The organism is Bradyrhizobium sp. ISRA442, assembly GCF_038085055.1.
GTDB lineage: Bacteria > Pseudomonadota > Alphaproteobacteria > Rhizobiales > Xanthobacteraceae > Bradyrhizobium.
Genome location: NZ_JALGCN010000002.1, coordinates 305,081 through 324,277 on the forward strand (window position 1 = coordinate 305,081; position 19,197 = coordinate 324,277).

At 64.1% G+C, this 19,197-nt stretch carries 14 protein-coding genes; 6 read left to right on the top strand and 8 right to left on the bottom strand.

The genetic code is table 11. The features are described from left to right. Positions 1-17: 17 nt before the first annotated feature. From MTR72_RS04515 to MTR72_RS04530, 4 genes are read right to left on the bottom strand one after another with little or no spacing between them, the layout of a single operon-like run. On the bottom strand, positions 18-1,337 hold the full coding sequence (locus MTR72_RS04515) for an MFS transporter (protein WP_280965232.1): 1,320 nt from the start codon (positions 1,335-1,337) through the stop codon (positions 18-20). Positions 1,338-1,360: 23 nt separating this feature from the next. Further along, positions 1,361-1,882, bottom strand: coding sequence for a PRC-barrel domain-containing protein (locus MTR72_RS04520; RefSeq protein WP_280965233.1), 522 nt, complete (start codon positions 1,880-1,882; stop codon positions 1,361-1,363). 23 nt (positions 1,883-1,905) lie between these two features. After that, positions 1,906-4,110: an amylo-alpha-1,6-glucosidase gene (locus MTR72_RS04525; protein ID WP_280965234.1), complete on the bottom strand. Its 2,205-nt coding sequence runs from the start codon at positions 4,108-4,110 to the stop codon at positions 1,906-1,908. A 52-nt stretch (positions 4,111-4,162) separates the two neighbouring features. Beyond that, on the bottom strand, positions 4,163-5,926 hold the full coding sequence (locus MTR72_RS04530) for an ABC transporter ATP-binding protein (RefSeq protein WP_341510124.1): 1,764 nt from the start codon (positions 5,924-5,926) through the stop codon (positions 4,163-4,165). A gap of 276 nt (positions 5,927-6,202) precedes the next feature. Here MTR72_RS04530 and MTR72_RS04535 point away from each other — a divergent pair, with 276 nt between their 5' ends. Beyond that, a complete protein-coding gene (locus tag MTR72_RS04535) occupies positions 6,203-7,273 on the top strand; it encodes a glycosyltransferase family 4 protein (RefSeq protein ID WP_280965236.1) in 1,071 nt (356 codons plus the stop codon). A 146-nt stretch (positions 7,274-7,419) separates the two neighbouring features. On the opposite strand, the gene MTR72_RS04540 is transcribed toward MTR72_RS04535, so the two are convergent. The 4 genes from MTR72_RS04540 to MTR72_RS04555 form a co-directional block, all read right to left on the bottom strand. Beyond that, positions 7,420-9,348 (bottom strand): alkyl/aryl-sulfatase, encoded by a 1,929-nt coding sequence (locus tag MTR72_RS04540; RefSeq protein WP_341510125.1) that lies wholly within the window; start codon positions 9,346-9,348, stop codon positions 7,420-7,422. A gap of 177 nt (positions 9,349-9,525) precedes the next feature. Then, complete coding sequence (locus MTR72_RS04545; protein WP_280971040.1) at positions 9,526-11,565, bottom strand: TRAP transporter large permease; 2,040 nt, start codon at positions 11,563-11,565, stop codon at positions 9,526-9,528. A gap of 90 nt (positions 11,566-11,655) precedes the next feature. Further along, the gene (locus tag MTR72_RS04550; protein WP_280965238.1) at positions 11,656-12,657 is read right to left on the bottom strand and encodes a DctP family TRAP transporter solute-binding subunit; all 1,002 of its coding nucleotides are present in this window, start codon (positions 12,655-12,657) and stop codon (positions 11,656-11,658) included. 194 nt (positions 12,658-12,851) lie between these two features. After that, positions 12,852-13,622 (bottom strand): methyltransferase domain-containing protein, encoded by a 771-nt coding sequence (locus tag MTR72_RS04555; RefSeq protein ID WP_280965239.1) that lies wholly within the window; start codon positions 13,620-13,622, stop codon positions 12,852-12,854. Between the two features lie 144 nt (positions 13,623-13,766). Between MTR72_RS04555 and MTR72_RS04560 the strand changes: the two genes are divergently transcribed. The 5 genes from MTR72_RS04560 (at position 13,767) to MTR72_RS04580 (ending at position 18,814) form a co-directional block, all read left to right on the top strand. Beyond that, complete coding sequence (locus MTR72_RS04560) at positions 13,767-14,510, top strand: SDR family NAD(P)-dependent oxidoreductase (protein WP_280965240.1); 744 nt, start codon at positions 13,767-13,769, stop codon at positions 14,508-14,510. Positions 14,511-14,856: 346 nt separating this feature from the next. Then, positions 14,857-15,240, top strand: a complete 384-nt coding sequence (locus MTR72_RS04565; protein ID WP_280965241.1) for a hypothetical protein — start codon at positions 14,857-14,859, stop codon at positions 15,238-15,240. 355 nt (positions 15,241-15,595) lie between these two features. Continuing rightward, a complete protein-coding gene (locus tag MTR72_RS04570; protein WP_280965242.1) occupies positions 15,596-15,772 on the top strand; it encodes a hypothetical protein in 177 nt (58 codons plus the stop codon). 71 nt (positions 15,773-15,843) lie between these two features. Further along, positions 15,844-17,148, top strand: a complete 1,305-nt coding sequence (locus MTR72_RS04575; RefSeq protein ID WP_280965243.1) for a peptidoglycan-binding domain-containing protein — start codon at positions 15,844-15,846, stop codon at positions 17,146-17,148. A 133-nt stretch (positions 17,149-17,281) separates the two neighbouring features. Beyond that, positions 17,282-18,814 (top strand): MFS transporter, encoded by a 1,533-nt coding sequence (locus MTR72_RS04580; protein ID WP_341510126.1) that lies wholly within the window; start codon positions 17,282-17,284, stop codon positions 18,812-18,814. The last annotated feature ends 383 nt before the right edge of the window (positions 18,815-19,197 follow it).

The window sequence follows — 19,197 nt, forward strand, 5'->3', positions numbered from 1 at the left end:
CTCCCAGCCGGCCGAAGTCATTTCGGCCGGCCTTTTTCTTGCGATCCCAAGGCGCTGCGCCGAGTTTCCGGCATCATCGCCAAGATCAGCAGGAAGCCTGTCGCGGCGACGCCGGAGAGCCCGATGAAAGCGGTTGCATTGCCGAACTTGTCGCTGATGAAGCCGCCGAGCACCGTGCTCAGGGACGCACCGATGCCGGTCGCAGTGCCGACGATGCCCTGGGCGAGATTGAAATGGCCGCTGCCGAAGGCGACGTCGGCGACGATCAGCGGAATCATCACCGCGAACACCGCTGCGGTGATCCCGTCGAACACCTGCACAAGCACGACCAGATAGGGATCGCGCACGGTCGCGAACAGCAGGCCGCGCATCGTCAGCGCGCCGAATCCGATCAGGAGCAGCGGCCGGCGGCCCCAGGCCTGCGCCTTGCGTCCGACCGAGGGCGACAGCAGCGCCACGATCGCCTGCGGCACGATGATGCAGGCAGCGACGAGGATGGTTGCCCACTGGCTTGACCGCGCCGTCACCGCGCTCGCCATCAGTGGCAGCATCGCGGCATTCGCGAGCTGCAGCAGGATGACGGTGAACGCGAACACCAGGAGCGGCCGCTGCCGCACCAGATGCCAGACATTGGTGTCGCCGCGATCGGCCGCCTCGCGCGGCATCTCGCCATGACAACGCGCGATGTCGACCTCTTCGTCGCGGATGCGCGACAGTGCGATCAGGGTCGGGATCGCGAGCAGGAAGGTGACCAGGAAGACCGAGCGGCTCGACAAGAGATAGCCGGCCGTGCCCATCACCGCCGCGGCGACACCGTTGCCGAGGGACGCGAAGCGGGCGTTGCGGCCGAGCCGCTCGCCGATGGCGAGCGGACCCACGAGGCCGAGGCTGATCGCCGCGATCGCCGGGCCCAGCACGCAGCTTGCCGCGGCATGCAGCGTCGCGGCCGTCACCACAACCGGAAAGATCGGCATCGCCGCATAGGCGAGCGCGCAGCAGCCGATAGTTGCGATCGCAAGCGCTGCGACCAGGCGCTCGGATTTCGCGGCGTCGATGATCGCCCCGCCCGGCATCTGCCCGATCAGTCCGACGATGCCGCCGATCGACAGCACGAGGCCGATCTCGACCTGGGTCCATTTCTGCGTCGTCAGATAGACCGCGATGAAGGGACCAAACCCGGTCTGAACATCGGCAAGGAAGAAGATGAACCAGTCGAGGCCGCGCAGGCTCTGGCGCGACGGCGCCGGAAGACCGGCCGGTGCCGGGGCGGCGCCGATGTGTCCGGCGCGGCCAGCGCGATCATCGATTGCGTGGTTCGGCTTCCTCGACAAGAGCACCAGTGGTCAGCCCTCCCCGCACCTCACTGAATGGCTTGCAGCGGCTGCAGGCTGCCCGACGCGCCGAGCACGACGATCGGCGTGTCCTCCTTGTATTCCGGCGCAGCCGCGACCTGCGCCTTGGTCAGCTCAAGCGTGATGCTGCCTTTCTTCTTGGCGATTTTGCCGAAACGCAGCGCGTTCCAGTCCACCACGATCTTGCGGCTGCCGACCCCGAGGAAACCGCCGAAGTCGATCGCGGCTGCGCGGACGTGGCCGTCACGGTCGACGATGACGTCGACGATACGGCCCATGTCCTCGTCCGCCGCGCTGCGGACGTCGCGACCCAGCACACCGTGGGCGTCGCTCGCGCCAATGATGGTCACCGACGGCGGCGGCGCCGCGTCCTTCGGCGTGACCGGCACCGCCGATGCTGGCGGCGCCGTTGTCGGCGTCGTCGGCTCGGTCTGGACCGCGGCTGGCTGTTGCTCCGCGGCACGCAACGGGGCAAGCGTCGAGTTCGCAACGATCGCCGCACCCAGGATCAATCGCCCGACGGCACGCATCACTCCCTCCCTCCGGCGCGCCCTCAGCGCGCCAGCACGATCGACACTTGGATCTGGCCGCGCGTGCGCAACACCTCCAGCGCCACGTCGTCGGCGTGGCGGCTGACGCGCAGATCGACGCTGGAATCGCCCAATCGCAGCTCGCGCAGGATTACCTCGTTCAAGAACGCCGGCAGGTGCGGATTGCGCAGCCGGATCTCGCCGCGCGCGACATCGAATTCGATGCCGAGCGCCGCCTCCAGCAGCGTGAACGGCGTCGCGCTCGCCCAGGCCTGCGGCGCGCAGGCGACGGGATAGAGCGTCGGGCCGCGCCGCTTCTCGCGCCGAAAACCGCAGAACAGTTCCGGCAACCGCCGCAGGTCCATATAGGTCGCAGCGTCGAACAGCCCCTTGAAGACGTGCGCCACCGAATGCTTGAGCCCATACTGCGCGAGCCCGAGTGCGATCAGCGCATTGTCATGCGGCCACACCGAGCCGTCGTGGTAGGACATCGGGTTGTAGCGCACCTCGCCTCGCGCGACCGTGCGGATGCCCCAGCCGGAGAAGAAATGCGGCTGCATCAGGTCGGCCGCGACCCGCCGGGCACGGTCCTCGCGAATCATGCCGCTGAACAGGAGCTGCCCGGCATTGGAGGTCCGCACCTTGCACGGACGCTTCTTGCCATCAAGTGCGAGCGCATAGGTGCCGAGTTCCTCGCACCAGAACGCGCTCTCGAAGCGCTCGGCCAGCGCCTTGGCTTGCGCCTCGAGCTGCCTTACGCGCTCCGGCTTGCCAAGCCGCAGCGCGCAGCGCGCAGCGAGCTGCTTGGCCGCGAAGACGTAACCCTGCACCTCGGCCAGCGCGATATAGCCTTCCGCGAGCTGGCCGTCGGCGTGGAAGATCGCGTCGTAGGAGTCCTTCCAGCCCTGGTTGGCAAGCCCCTGCTCGGAGGCGCGCTGGTATTCGACAAAACCATCCTGATCGGGATCGCCGGGACCATCGATCCAGGCCAGCCCCGCCTCGATCGCCGGCCACAGCTCGATCAAAGTCTCCTCATCGCCGGTGCGCTCGAAATACCGCCCCGCAAGCAGGACGAACAACGCAGTCGAATCCACACTGCCGTAATATTGCGCGAACGGCACCTCGCGCAGCGCGGCCATCTCACCGCCGCGCATCTCGTGCAGGATCTTTCCGGGCGCGGCGTCGGCCAGCGGATCGACCGACTGTGCCTGGAAATGAGCGAGCCGTCGCAAGACGCCCTTCGCGACGCGCGGATCGACCCACAGCATCTGAAGAGCCGTGATCAGCCCATCACGGCCGAAGGTTGTCGAGTACCAGGGGATGCCGGCATAGGGATAACGGCCCTGCGGCGTCTCCGTCATCAGCATGTTGAGGTCGGCCATGGCCTGGCACAGCACCTCGTTGAAGATGTTGTTCGAGGTTTCGATGCTGGCCGCGCCCATCGTCGACTGGCGCATCTCACGGCGATGGGCAAGCAGGCCTCTGAAGAAGCGCGCCGGCTTCTGCGCTATCGGCCGGTTGCAGGATACGGCCACGAACAGCGATTTTGCCTCATGCGGATCCAGCTCGAGCTGCCAGGTGGCGGCATTCACCGAAAGCCGGGTCGGGCGTGGATCGAAATGCAGTCCGGTGGTGCGCTCGGCTTCGTCGAGGCCGCGATATTCGAACAGGACGTCGGTGGGCCCAAGCAGCCGGCTCGCGCCGACGCCGCGGCGCGGACGCCGCTCGCCGCGGACCTCGAACAGGTCGGCGAAATCATTGTCGAACAGGAGCGTCAGCTCGAAGCTGGCGCGCTGCTCGCCATGGTTCTGTACGCCGATGCGCTGGTAAGCCGTGCCGCGCCACAGGAAGATCGTGCGCACGATGTGCAGCAGGTCCTTTTGCAGCACAATGCGTCCCTGGCGATAGATGTCGGGGTTGGTGAGGTCGACCGTCAATCCGGAATTGTCGTCGCGCAGGTTCGACCCGAGCAGCAGCGGCTGAAGGTCGTCGAGCACGAGCTCCAGCCGCGCGAGATAGCGCGTGTCGCAGTGAAACAGCCCATCGGGGCCGCCGGCGGAGGCGCCGATGTCGCCATGGCTGTCGAGCACGATGAAGGTGTCATCGTGCTTGAGCGAACGCCGCGGCCGCGCCGCGGGTCCCGTCATCGGAATGTAGAATGCCTGCTCCGCGACGGTCTCCACGGTCCGCGACACGGAAACGATCTGGGTTACGGCTTCGGCTGCCATCAACTGCTCCCCTGCGCCTTGTTTCGAAACGCAACCGATTAGAACGCGCCTCTTACGCGGCGAACTTCGCGAGCCGGCTCATCTCCTGCGTCACCAGCTCACGGTAGGGCCCATGACCCTGCATCAGGCGGTCAGGCGCGCCGTCCTCGATGATCTTGCCGGCCTTCAGCACCACGACGCGATCGAAGTTGCGCAGCGTCGCCAGGCGGTGCGCGATCGCGATCACGGTGCGTCCACGCATCAGGCGTGTCAATGCCTCGCGGATCGCCTCCTCGGACTCGCTGTCGAGGGCCGCGGTCGCTTCGTCCAGCAACAGGATCGGCGCGTCCTTCAGGAAGGCGCGCGCAATCGCGATGCGCTGCCGCTGGCCGCCGGACATCTTGACCCCGCGGTCGCCGACCATGGTGTCGAGACCTTCCGGCAAGCTCTCGACGAAATCGCAGCGCGCCGCAATCGCCGCGCGCAGCACCTCGTCGTCCGTCGCGTTCGGCCGGCCGTAACGGATGTTCTCGCGAATCGAGCGGTGGAATAGCGATATGTCCTGCGGCACGACGGAGATGGCTTCGCGCAGGCTCTGCTGAGTCACCATGGAGATATCCTGGCCGTCGACGGTCACGTTGCCCTCGTCTACATCGTAGAAGCGCTGAAGCAGGGTGAACAGGGTCGACTTGCCGCCACCAGACTGGCCGACGAGGCCGACCCGCTGACCCGGCTGCAGACGCAGGCTGAACCGCTCGAAAATTTTCTCGCCGCCTGGATAGCCGAAGGTGACATTGTTGAATGCTATCGCGGCACCGTTCTTCACCAGCGGCTCGGCCTCGGGGTGATCACGCAATTCATGCGGCACCAATAGCGTGGCGATCGCCTCGGTCAACCGCGCGACATGCTGGGTGACGTCGACCAGCGCGACCGCCAGGTCGCGCGTCGCATTCAGGATGGACAGGCCCAGGGTACAGACCAGCACGACGTCGCCGGTGGTCGCCTCGCCCTTCTGCCAGAGCGTGATCGCCCATGCCATCAGCGCCACCGTCAAGACGACGGTCACGCCGGCGTGTGTGAGCCGAAGCTTCTCCAGGTAACGCAGGCTGCGGCCGCGCGCAGTGAGTTCCCGGCTCACGGTGCCATCGAACCGTTCATGCTCGTGAGTGATGCCGCAGAAGGCCCGCACCAGGGGCATGTTGCTGATGACGTCGATCATCTCGCCGTCAACGACAGCGGCCTTGTCGGCGAAGTCGTCGTGCAATGGCTTGCCGGCCGCTGCCAGGCGGAACATTGCGATCACCATTCCCCCCGCGATTACAATCAGCCCCGCTGCCATATAGGGGCTCACGGTTCCAATCAGCAAGATCGCCGCAACCGTGGCGATGCAGGGCGGCAACACATTCCAGACGAACATGTTCTCGACGGTGAACACGGCATTGGATGTCGCCGTGATACGACTCGTCAGCATGCCCGGCATGCGATCGGAGAAGTAGCTCGGCGCATGTCCGGTGAGATGCCGAAAGATGTCACGCCGCAGATCTCCGGTGACGCGGACAAAGGTAAAGCTCGCTGTCCAGCTCGCGATCCGCCACAGAAAATTGTCCGCAGCGATCAGCGACATGAGCAAAATGAATGCCAGCCATACACCCCCGCCATGGGACGGACCGGCAGACAGGCTGTCGACCAGCGATTTGACGCCATATTGCGTGCCCACTGAGCAGCCAACGGCTGCAACGACGGCGGTCAGGATCACCAGATGCGACGCGAGCCGGCGGCGAAGATAGCGCAAGATAAAGGCAAACGGCCTGCGTGCGTATCTGGAAAGGTGATCCATGTGACTGCAACCCCGATGATGACTTCAATTTTTCTACTGGTCGACAGAACATCGGCCGGTTCGCCTCGGTTCCGTCCCAATGCAATCACGACATGCGGATAAGGACGATCTGAGAAGAGGAGATGGCAGCATCGAGACAATGCGCGACGTGTCGAATATGTAACCTTTGCCATAGGGAACTTCGCAATTGCGGGAACGTTCCCTTGGCTGGCATTGCCGGTGCCGAACACGCTGGGGGCTTTTCAACTTCCATGATCGTACAGAGGAGATGATGAGATGCGCATCGCGCAGGTAGCCCCGTTGACGGAGGCTGTTCCACCCAAGCTGTATGGCGGCACCGAGCGGGTGGTGCATTGGTTGACGGAAGAGCTGGTGGCCCTTGGACACGACGTGACGCTGTTCGCCAGCGGCGACTCGAAGACGTCAGGGAAGTTGGATGCGCTTTGGCCGAAGGCGCTCCGGCTCGACGGGTCCGTGCGCGATCCCAATGCCCTTCACATGGTGATGCTGGAGCGCGTGCGGCAGAAATGTGACGACGAGGAATTCGACTTCCTGCACTTCCATCTCGACTACTATCCGTGGTCGCTGTTCTACCGCCAGCCCACGCCGTTCGTGACCACGCTGCACGGCCGGCTCGATCTTCCGGAGCATCAGCCGGTCTTCAACACCTTTCCCCAGGTACCGGTGATCTCGATCTCCAACGCGCAGCGGCGCCCAGTGCCGCAGGCGAACTGGGTGACGACCATTCATCACGGCCTGCCCGAGAACCTGCTGACGCCAACGCCGGCCAAACAGGAATATCTCGCTGTGCTCGGCCGCATCGCGCCGGAGAAAGGTGTCGATCGCGCCATCAAGATCGCAACCCATTGCGGCATCCCGCTGAAGATTGCGGCCAAGGTCGATCGCGCCGATCAGGACTATTATGACGAGCTGATCCGCCCCATGATCGAGAACAATCCGCTTGTGGAATTCATCGGCGAGATCAGCGATCACGAGAAGTCGGAATTCTTGTGCGGCGCGCTCGGGCTGCTGCTGCCGATCGACTGGCCAGAGCCGTTTGGCCTCGTGATGATAGAAGCCATGGCCTGCGGAACGCCCGTTGTCGCCTTCAATCGCGGCTCGGCGCCCGAGATCATCGACGAAGGCCTGACCGGCTTTGTCGTCGAAGACGTCATCAGCGCGGCCGGCGTCGTCAATCGCCTTCCGCAGTTGAACCGCGCGGCGATCCGCAAGCAATTCGAAGCGCGCTTCACGGCGCGGCGGATGGCACTGGATTATCTCGCGGCGTATCGCGGCCTGACCGAGGCACAGGCGCCGCGGATCAAGCTGGTGAGCAGCGCGGAGTAGCGGAGCCGATTCCTCGCACGTGGTCATGCCGCGCGAAGGCGGGGCATCCAGTACGCCCCGGCCTATCCGTATGCGTCACCGCCTCTGCAATACTGATCGCCCGGTCAAGCCGGGCGATGACAAGGAAAACGTGGCGCTGACCGCTTCTAAGTCACCACAGCCCGCTTCGGCTCGACGATCTCGAACATGCGCGGGAATTCATCCATCAGGCCCATCAGCTCGGCGAGCCGCATCGGATTGCCGGCGAGCTTGACCTTGCCGGCAGCCACCGCCTCCGGAAAGCTGGTCTGCTTGGCGATGACCTCGTCGAGCGTCGACCGCGCCAGCGTGAAGCTGGCGTCCGCGCCTTCGGCCTGCACGCCTTCGGTGTAGGTCAGCGCGGAGTTTTCAAGGTTGAGCACGAAAGTCTCGCTAGTGTCGGAAAAACTCCAGTTCAGCACGATGCGTTTGCCTTCGGCCTTGGGGCCGTTGAGGCGGACACCGAGCACGTCCCAAAGCTGCTCGGTGCGCAGCGCCGCGAGCGTCTCGCGCGGCATCGGCGGGCGCGCGGGCACCTTCGGCATGCCCTGTCGCAGCTCCTGCGCGCCGAACAGATAGGCGTTGCGCCAGGTCGCACTTTCGGCGGCGTAGCCGAGCTGCTCGAGCGTGTCCGCAAGCAGCGCGCGCGCTGCCTGGTTGTCCGGCTCGGCGAAGACGAGATGGCCAAGCGCCTGCGCCACGAAGCGGAATTCGCCCTTGTCGAAATCCTTGCGCGCCCGCGCGAGTATCGCGTCGGCGCCGCCCATATACTCGACATATTTCTTACCCGACTCCACCGGCGACAGCGGATCGAGATTGACCGGATTGGCGTCGTACCAGCCGAGATACTTCTGATAGATCGCCTTCACGTTATGCCGGATGTGGCCGTAATAGCCGCGGCCGTGCCAAGCCCCTTCGAGGCTCTTCGGAAGCTGGATGGTCTCGGCGATCTCGGCTGCGGTCAGGCCGTGATTCATCAGACGAATGGTCTGGTCATGGGCGAATTTGTAGAGGTCGCGCTGCTGCCGGATCATGGTGTCGATGCGCTCGCGGCCCCACACCGGCCAGTGATGCTGGCCACACATCGCCTCCGCCTTGCCGCCCCACAATAGCAGCGCTTCGTTCAGATACTTTGACCACGCCAGCGCATCGCGCACGTCCGCGCCGCGGAACGGCAGCAGGTTGTGGAAATTGTGGGTGCAGTTCTCGGCGAGGTTGAGGAGCTTGTAGCGCGGGATGAAGAAATGCATCTCGGCCGGCGCTTCGCTGTTCGGCGCCATCTGGAATTCGAATTCGACGCCGTCGATGACGCGCCTGTCGCCGGTTGCCATGATCAGGTCCGTGGGGCGCAGCAGCGCGACTGCGCCCGCCGCGATCGACTTGCCGAGACCGCAATCGACCTGCCCGCGCGGGCCCTTGGCGAGAAGCGGGCCGAACTGGTACTGCGCCCGGCGCAGCATCGCAGGACCGGCGATGATGTTCTCGGAGACGGCGTGCTCCATGAACAGGTTCGGCGCGATGATCGGCACCTGGCCGGTGGCGAGCGCGTCCTCCTCCAGCACACCGCGGGCGCCGCCCCAGTGATCGGTGTGGGTATGGGTGAAGATGACGGCCGCGACCGGCCGTATCCCACGATGCTTGAAATAGAGCTCCAGCGCGGCATGAGCGCCCTCGATCGAGGTCAGCGTGTCGACCACGATGACGCCGCTGTCACCCTCGATCAGCGTCATGTTGGCGATGTCGAGCCCGCGCACCTGGTAGACGCCGGGCACGACCTCGAACAGGCCGTGATGCATGTTGAGGCGCGACTGCCGCCACAGGCTCGGATTGACGGTCGCTGGCGCCGCTTCAGTCGACAAGAAGTCATAGGGCTCGAGGCTCCAGACCACGCGTCCCTGCGGATTGGTGATCTTCGCGTCCTCGATCGTGCCGAGGAAGCCGCGCGCGGCATCGTCGAAATCCCGCGTGTCGGAAAATGGCAGCGCGTTCCGTGTCGCCTCATGCTGCGCGATGACGGACGATGTGGCGTCCTTCCGCTCGCTGCTGGATTCTGTCATCCTTGTCTCCTTGTGGGAGAAGGTGGCGCGCGCAGCGCGCCGGATGAGGGGTCTCTATCCGCGAAATCTACTGCGCGAGGGGCGTTCGCGGAGAGAGACCCCTCACCCGCCTTCGCGTTCCGCGAAGCCACCCTCTCCCACAAGGGGAGAGGGTGCACCCGTATACGCGGCTCGCGCCTACATCATCCCGAGGACCCGCGGCAGCCACAGTGTCAACTCGGGCCAGTAGGTCACGACGATGAGGAAGCCGAGCATGGTGATGAGCCATGGCATCACGGCCCCCGCCAGGTCGGTGATACGCATTCGCGCGATCATCGACGCAACGTAGAGATTCAACCCGACAGGGGGGTGGCAGAGCCCGACCTCCATGTTGACGTCGATGACGATGCCGAAATGCACGAGGTCGATGCCGAGCTTCTTGGCCGCGGGCGCGAGGATCGGCGCCATGATCAGGATGATCGAGTTGGGCTCCATGAAGTTGCCGGCGAGCAGCAGCAGCACGTTGACCAGAGCCAGGAAGCCGACCCAGCCGAGATTCTGCGCCGTGATCCAGTCGGCGAGCGTCGCCGGCAGGTTCTCGTTGGAGAGCACAAAGGAGAACAGCACCGCGTTGGTGACGATGTAGAGCAACATCGCGCTGGTGTTGGCAGCGCGCAGCAACACGCGCGGCACGTCCTTCAGCCCGATCGCCTTGTAGACGAACACCGAGATGAAGAAGGAATAGACTGCCGCCATCGCAGCAGCCTCGGTCGCCGTGAACAGGCCGCTATAGATACCGCCGATGATGATGACGACCAGCATCAATCCCCAGATGCTCTCGCGGAAGGTGCGCACCGTCTCGCTCCAGCTTGCCTTGGGCAGGCGCGGATAGTCACGATTGCGCGCCAGCCACCAGGTCACGATGCACAGCATCGTGGTCAGCAGCATGCCGGGCAGAAGGCCCGCGACGAACAACGCGCCGATCGACGTGTTGGTGGAGACCGCGTACACGATCTTCGGGATCGAGGGCAGCATCAGGATGCCGAGCGAGCCGGCAACCGTGATGATGCCGGCGCCGAAGCGCATCGGGTAGCCGTGCCTGACCATTTCCGGCAGCACAATCGCGCCGATCGCGGCGACGGTCGCGACGCTCGAGCCGCACACCAGCGCGAACATCGCGCAGGCGACGATGCCGGCGAGTCCGAGGCCGCCATGCCAGTGGCCGATCAGCGAGGTCGCGAAGTTGATCATGCGCCGCGCGACGCCGCCATGGGTCAGGAAATTGCCCGCCAGGATGAAGAACGGAATCGCCATGATCTCAAAGCTCTCGATGCCCGTGAAGAGCTTCATCGAGACCGCCTCGATCGGCACCGTCGTCAGCGTGAACAGGAACGTCATCACGGTGAGGCCGAGCGCGATCGAGACCGGGATGCCGGTCAGCATCAGGGCGATCAGCAGTGCAAAGACGGTGGCGGCGCGCATCCAGTGCGGCAGCACGAGCACGCCGGACTTTTCGGCGAGGCACAGCATGAAGATCAGGATCGGTGCGAGAATCAGGATCACGCCGAGCGGCGAGATCTTTCGCGAAGCAGCCTTGGTCGCGGCGCCTGCGGGCTGCGGATGCAGCGCGGGCGAGACGCCGGTCTCCACGCCCTCGACATGGGTCTCGTCATGATGCGGCAGCTCGCCGGTCCGGTAATAGGACCATGCGACCTGAAGGAAGCGGAAGCACATCAGACCGGAGCCGAGCGGGATCGCGAGGTAGACGATCCACATCGGCGCTTCGAGATCGTTCGACTGCTGTCCGGTGTGGAACATCTCGCCGACGAAGGAGGCACCGAAGGCCGCGATCATGCCGGTGAAGATCGCGCCGCAGAGCAGCGCGAACAGGATCACCTGCTTGCGGGAATATTCGGGGAGACGGTTGACGAGAAGGTCGACGCCGACATGGATGCCGGTGCGTACGCCATAGGCTGCGCCGAACTTCGCCATCCAGATGAACATGTAGATGCAGAGTTCCTGCGCCCAGGACAGGTCGAGCTCGGACAGGAAGGTGAACACGGCTTTCGACAGCGCCGCGAGCCAGGTCAGCCCGTGCGCAGTCGCCCATCTCGAAAGCGCGATCGATTCGCCGGCGCCGTAGCGGTGCACGACGGCAACGAAGATCAGGCCCGTTGCAGCCGCAATGAGCGTCGCGATCAACCACTCCTCGAGGTGATCGAGCGCACGATTTAGCACGCGAAGCAAATCAAGTCCCCCTTATTAGAGCGAAACGGCCGGGAGTGCGTTCACTCCCGACCGTTTCTTGTTGTTCTACGCCAGGCAGCGTCAGTTCATCTTGACGTCGAGTTCCTTGGCAACGAGATCGAGCACCTCCTGCCCGACCCGGCCCTTGGCCCATTTATAGGTCGGCTGCATTGCTTCCTGCCATGCCTTGCGGTCGGCGTCAGTCAGATAATGCAGTGTGGTCTTGCCCGACTTCTTGATCTCGGCCAGCGCGTCCTCGTTCTCCTTGCGCGCGATCGAGTTGGTGTAGTCGGTCGCGTCCGCCATCGCCTTCTCGAGCTGAGTGCGGATGTCGGGCGGCAGACCGGACCAGAATTTCGAGTTGACGATCACGGCGTATTGCAGGTGAGCGTGATAGGACACGGTGATGTCCTTCTGCACCTCGAAGAACTTTTGCGTCAGATAATTGGACGCGGTGTTCTCACAGCCGTCAACCACGCCGGTCTGCAGCGCCTGGTAGACTTCGGAGAACGCCATGATCTGCGGGATCGACCCCATCAGGCGGAAATACTGGTCGGCAATCTTCGAGCCGGAGATGCGGAACTTCTGCCCCTGGAAGTCCGAGGGCTTCATCAGCGGACGATTCGAGGAGACCATATGGAAGCCGTTGTCCCAGTAAGCGAGGCCCGTGATTCCCTTCGCTTCGAGCTTCTGGAACAGCCACTTGCCGACGGTGCCCTTCATCGCGCTGGCATAGGTCTCTTCGTCCTTGAACAGCCAGGGCAGGTCGAGCGCCTCGAACTCCTTGACGCCGAGCGGCGCGAATTTCGCGGTCGAGGGCGCGAGCATCTGCACCGAGCCGAGCTGGAGCGCCTCGATCTCCTCCTTGTCCTTGTAAAGCGAGGAGTTCGGATAGACTTCGATCTTGACCTTGCCGTCGGTGTACTTCTCGGCGAGCTCCTTGAATTTCAGCGCACCTTTCCCCTTCGGGGTGTCATTGGCGACGACGTGGCTGAACTTGATGACGATGGGGCTCTGGGCCATGACGGCAGCAGGAGCCAAGGCGAGCGCGGCCGCCGCGGCCGCGAGAAGCAGTTTGCGCATATTTCCTCCCAACAACCTCAAACCGGTTCTTTTTTTGTTTTCCGGTTCAGTAGTGGCAGCAATCGGCCACCCGAACAACTAGACCTAAGCCCAATTTGCCGCAGCCAAGCTATCTTGACGGACGTTGTATACGCAACTTAGCGCCCGCTCCAGCCCCGCTGGGCGAGCGCTTATGTCGCATCGCGGCAGTGCAATTAACTCTTGCGCTGGGCCACCATGAAGAGACGCCGGAAAGGAAACAGCGTCTGTCCCGCCGCATTCTTCGGATAGGCCTTTGCCACCCGCTCGCCATAAGCCGCCTCGAAGGCGGCTTTCTCGTCGCCCTGCAACACGTCGAGATAGCGCGTCAGCCAGGTCCCCTTGGTCCATTCCTTCACCGGGTTGTCGCCTTCGAGCACCTGGAGATATTCGGTCTCCCAGATGTCGATATTGGCCGACATCGGAGCAAGAAGATCGTGGTAGAAGGCTGGCCCCTCGACCGGCGGCGGGGTCACGAGATGCTCGACCTTGGTCCGCCAGGGTCCGTTCAGGGCGGTCTCCCCGATCAGCACATGCGAGGGCGCGGTAAAATTGCGCGGCATCTGCACCGCAAGCATACCGCCCGGCGTGACCTTCTCCATCACTGACGGAAAGAGTGCCGCATGATTGGGCAGCCAGTGCAGTGCGGCATTGGAATAGATCAGGTCATACTGCTTGGCCGGGTGCCAATGTCCGAGATCCTCATGTGACCAAACCACGTCCGGGGCCGCCTTCCGCCCCGCGGCGACCATCTCGGCCGAGCCCTCGACGCCGGTGACGGTCGCGCTTGGCCAGCGCTCCTTGATCAGCTTGGTGACATTGCCGGCGCCGGCGCCGAGATCGGCGATCTCGCGTACCGCGAAATCCGGTATTCGCATCAACAGGTCGATCGCGGGCCGCAAGCGGTGACCGGAGAACTTCAGATATTGCTGCGGGTCCCAGACCATCGCTCAGAGCCTTTTCTTTTTCGTGTTTCCTTCACTGTCGCTCTTCGTTACCACTGCTCGTCCCGATCCGGCAAATCGCGCCGGTGAGGGACAGGGCTGGAAACGAACAGCAACAAGCAAGAAGCAACCAAGAGAGCGTTGACCATGGATCTCGGGCTCAAGTCGAAAACCGCCGTCGTGACCGGCGCAAGCATCGGCATCGGACGCGCCATCGCCAAGGGATTGGCTGCGGAAGGCGTGCGCATCGTGGCGGTTGCGCGCCGGACAGACCTGCTTGGCCAGCTCGTGCAGGAAGTCGGCGGCGGACTCATCACTCCGTTCGAGCAGGACGTGATGGCAAAGGACGCGGCGGAGAACATCGCGGCCTTTGCGGTGAAAGCGCTCGGCCATGTCGACATCCTCGTCAACAATGCCGGCGGCAGCCGCCCGCTGCCGGTCGACGCGCCCGACAGCAAATGGGACGAGGCGCTCGCGCTGAACTTCACCAGCTATCGGCGCATCGCCCATGCGCTGCTGCCGCAGATGGTGGAGCGCAAATGGGGCCGCATCATCAACATCACCGGCAAGTCCGAGCCGGAAGGGCTGAACGCCGCGTTCGCGGCCAAGGCCGCGGTGCACGCCTGGGCCAAGGGCCTGTCGCGCGAGATCGGCAAGGACGGCATCACCATCAACTGCATCCCGCCCGGCCGCATCATGAGCGAGCAGATCCGCCGCAACTATGCGCCGGACTATCGCGAGCGCTTTGCCGAAGAGGAGATCCCGGTCGGCTATTGGGGCGAGCCGGAAGACCTCGCGGCGCTCGCGGTGTTCCTGGCCTCGCCGGTGGCTCGGTACATCACGGGCACCGTGATCCCGGTGGATGGCGGCCTGCGGCGCTATCAGTTCTAGGGCGTGGACTCTGATCGATGACGCGCGTCGATCGGCTCTGCAGCCGATCGCGCAGCGTCCGGCAATGAGCGCACCGCCGTTCCAGTTGAAAGTCACGAGTACGCTAAACCGCCTCAGTGCTGGGGAGGGAACGCGCCGCCATGCGATCTACGAACGGAACAGCCGGCGTATGGATCTCTCCCGCCAACCCGATCAGTCATGAGGCGGGCGCCATCACGGTGCGCGGGTTCATCGAGATGAACGCCCATTTATTTTCGTGACTCCTGTTGCCAGCGGGCGCGCTTGCAACCTTTGCCTGTCGTTAATGTTGGCACGACGTCGACCCACTAACGAAGGAGAGACGCACATGAATAGGGCCGCACTTGTTCTGACAACAATCGGCGCACTCGGCGCAAGCGCTGTGGCGGCGCCGACGCCGGCGGAAGCCCAATGGCGCGGTTTCGCTCCAGCGGTGGCCGGCGGATTGGTCGCAGGTGCCGTGATCGGCGGCCTCGCCTCGTCCGCTTACGCGTATGGTCCGGGCTACGGCTACTACGGCTATGATGACGGCTATTACGCACCGGCCTACTACGGCGGCTACGAGCCATATGCCTGGGGCGGCTACACCAGGACCTACTACAGCACTGGCTACGCCCCCGCCTATTACGGCTATCGCCGCGTCGTGCGCCCGGCCTACGCTTATTATGGCGGACCGTTCCCCCGGCGGCACTTCTATTACAATCGTTGGTAATGCGAAGCCGCAAGCCGGCGCGAGACGCTGAGCCCTCGGCGCGGATTTTGGGGTCGATCTCTTCTTCGACCCCGGAGAGTTCAACGTGCGCGGTAGCATCGAGACGGAACCGCGCAACTCCCTGCATGAACGGGAACGATGGCATCGGCACTCCGTTCACCGGGGGATCGGCAAATTCGATCGGGAAACTCGGATGAGGACTCGTTTGTCTCGAGTTCTGTCGTTCGAAAGCACCCATCGAAAAATGCTGCGAAGCAAATGGAGGAGATTCAGATGAACACGAGAAAGAGCAGGTTCCTGCTGACCACAGCAGTGCTGCTCGCCGGCGTCAGCCTGGCGTCGGCGCAAGGCATGCGTGAAGGTGGCGGCGGCGGAATGGGCGCTGGCGGAGGCGGAATTGGCGCTGGTGGCGGATCCAGCGGAGGCGCTGCGGAACACGGCCGGTCTGGCGGAGGAATGTCGCAAGGCGCAGGTAGCGCGTCCCACAGTGGTGGAATGTCGCAAGGTGGTGCTTCCCGCAGCGAAGGAATGACGCAGGGCCGCGCAGGCGGTCGGACCGAGGGTCCGTCTGCGGCACGATCGCGTGCCGAGCGCAGCGAAGGAATGCGCGATAGCGGCCGAACCGCCGGCAAGGCCGACAGGGGCGAGCGGCAGACCATCGGACAGGGTCGCGGCGAGCGCGCGCAACCTCGTCAATCCGAGCAAAAGGCGCCGCAGGGCCAGAAGGGCCCGAGCGCGACAACCGGCGCCAACACCAGGCCGAGCAACGCCCAGGGTCAAGCCACGCAGGGTCAGAGCACGCAGGGTCAGAAGGGCCAGAGCACGACAACCGGTGCTAACACCAGGCCGAGCAATGCTCCGGGTCAAGCCACGCAGGGTCAGACCACGCAGGGCCAGAGGGACCAGAGCACGACCACAGGCGCCAACACCAGGCCGAGCAACGCTCCTGCCCCGGGTCAGGCCACACAGGGTCAGACCACGCAGCAGAATCAGGGCGCAACGACTGGCAGCCAGGCCACTGCGCCGGCGCAAAACCAGAGTACGACGACCCAGAGCATGTCGGGCCGCGTATCGGTAAATGCGCAACAGCAGGCAACGCTTCAGCAGTCGGTGCTCAGTTCGCGCAACGTGGCGCGGGTTAACGTCAACTCGATCAACTTCCGGGTCAATACCGGCGTGGTGGTGCCGAGAAACATCAACGTGGTCGCCGTCTCGGCATTCCCGGCGCTGATCGACATCGATCCGCGCTTCCGCGACGACAGTTTCTTCGTCGTGGATGATGAAGTCGTCGTCCTCGACCGAAGCCGCAGGATCGTCGACGTCGTTCCGGCCGGGCCGCGGACGCACTTCGCCCGCCGTGCCAGCGTGAGCAGTGGCAGCGTCGCCGCGCTGAATCTCAGCTCCGACGAGATCCGCATCGTTCAACGGGTCCTGATTGAACGTGGCCTGCTGCACGGCGAAGCAGACGGCAACCTCGGGCCCGCGACGCGCGCCGCACTGACCACCTTCCAGAGACAGGAAGGTTTCCAGACCACCGGCTCGATCGATAGCCGCACGGTCTCCGCACTTGGCGTGTCCAACCAGATCAGGGCCACGCAGGGCCAATCGACCACCGTTGGTCAGGGGCGGAGTGGCCAGTCAATGGACCAGAACACGACCGGGCAAAGCACCGGTCAGTCCAACGCGCCGGCGGAGAACCAGACCACCGGCCAGGCTGGGCAGAACCAACCGACGACATCGGGCCAGGCAGGCACACAACCGCCTCCGGGCCAGACCACCGGACAGGCCCCGGCCCAAGGCACTAACCAAGGCACTAACCAAGGCACTAACCAGAACATGCAGTCTGGACAAACCAACCAGAATAATGCTCCGCCGCCTTCGACGTCGGGTCAGCCGGCTCAGAAGTAACCCTGCCGGTAAGCGCCCCGAGCCCCGCCTCTGGCGGGGCTCTTTTTGCGACCTGCCTGTTTACGGCCAATGTTGCCAACTTTCTGCGCGAAGCGCACCCTGATCGGTAACCACCATCCCTCTCGAGCATACAATGGTTGGGTTCACACGGCCGCCCTGCGACACGGGTGTCATCCAGGCGGCAATTTGTTCTGACGCGGCGCTGTCGCAAAGACGCAAGCGGCTGACGCTGGCGGCGACCATTGTCGGATCCAGCATGGCGTTCCTCGACGGCTCGGTCGTGAACATCGCGCTACCCGAAATCCAGCAGGCACTGCATTCGGACGCGGCAGCAACGCAGTGGATCGTCAACGCCTACATGCTGCTGCTGGGCTCACTCGTGCTGATCGGTGGCTCGGCCGCCGACCTTTACGGTCGACGCCGGATCTTTGTTCTCGGCGTTACCGTCTTCACTGCGGCCTCCATCGCTTGCGGGCTCTCGCCAAATATTGCGGCGCTCGTCGCCAGCCGCGCGGTTCAAGGCCTGGGCGCGGCGCTCTTGGTGCCGGCGAGTCTGGCAATGTTAGGCGCGAGTTTCGACGAGCGCGAACGGAGCCAGGCAATCGGGACATGGGCAGGTGCAGGTGCACTGATGTTGGCGGCAGGCCCGCCGCTCGGCGGCTGGCTGGTCGATCAGTTCTCGTGGCGCGCGATCTTCCTCCTCAATGTCCCGCTCGCCTTTGCCGCGGCTGGACTTGCGCTTCGCTTCGCCTGCGAGAGCAGCGATCCTCACGCGAAGTACCTCGACTGGAGCGGCGCCGTCACGATCGCGATTGGCCTCGCTGCGATCACGTGGGGTCTCAGCGCCGTTCCGGCGGTAGGATTTCGCGACAAGACAGTCCTAGCCGTTCTCGGCGTGGGAATTGCATTCCTTGCTTTGTTCGTCGCGATCGAAGCCCGGCTCCGTGAATGGGCGATGATGCCGCTGTCGCTTTATCGATCTCGCAATTTTTCCGCAACGAATGCCCTGACGTTGTTGCTCTACTTTGCCCTCGGAGGTGCGCTCTATTATCTGCCGTTCGGCCTGATCCGTCTCGGCGGCTACTCCGCGACGCAAGCCGGCGCGGCGTTGTTGCCGTTTGCTCTGATCATGGGTTTCGGCGCGTCATTCGCGGGCACCCTCACCAACCGTTTGGGACCGCGGTCGCTGCTCACGACCGGGCCCATTATCGCGGCGAGCGGCTTGGCGATGCTCGCTTTGGTCGATTTCAGGCAGTCCTTTTGGGTTGGCGTGCTTCCGCCGATGGTCCTGTTGGGTGTCGGGATGGCAGTTACCGTTCCGCCGCTGACGTCGACCGTGATGGGGGCTGCCGGCAAAGCTCACGCCGGCATTGCTTCGGGCATCAACAACGCGGTCGCGCGAATAGCCGGCCTGCTCGCGGTCGCAGCGCTGGGGGCCGTGCTGTTTGCAAGCTTTTCATATCATCTCGTCGGGCCGACGCTCACACAAGCCAACGAAGCCATGACTGCCGTCATGTCCGGACAGCCCGGTCTTCATGAAGAGGCGATCGCCGCTTTCGCACGAGCGCTGCGCGCCATCATACTGGTGACCGCAACGTGCGCCGCGCTCGCCGGTCTCATCGGCTGGCTCTGGACCGAGCCGAATGGCGCCCATGCGAGTGCCTGAGATATACTGCCGCCAAGGGACATCATCGGGAAGTTCGCAACGAGTCAAAAGGCGACTGCGTACGTCTGCCTCCCCAAGAAGTGGACATCGCACATTCACTGCCGTGCCCCCATGATCAACCTCGCTGACCCATTGCTCTGGACTGAATGAATGTAAACAGGGCCTTGCTCAAACGAGCTTTGGGTGTATCGTTGACTGAGTAGCAGGGACCGAGAGCCAGCGTCGATGCTGGGACAACCTCCGGCGATTCCCGACGAGGCATACGCCTTCACGGCACATCATTTCAAATTGGTCTAGTTGCGGCTTTGCTTTCCGGCTGACGGCACGTTCGCTCGGGCGTGCCTTTCGCGCGGAGACGGGCGCGCGCACGAGTAGCTGTACGG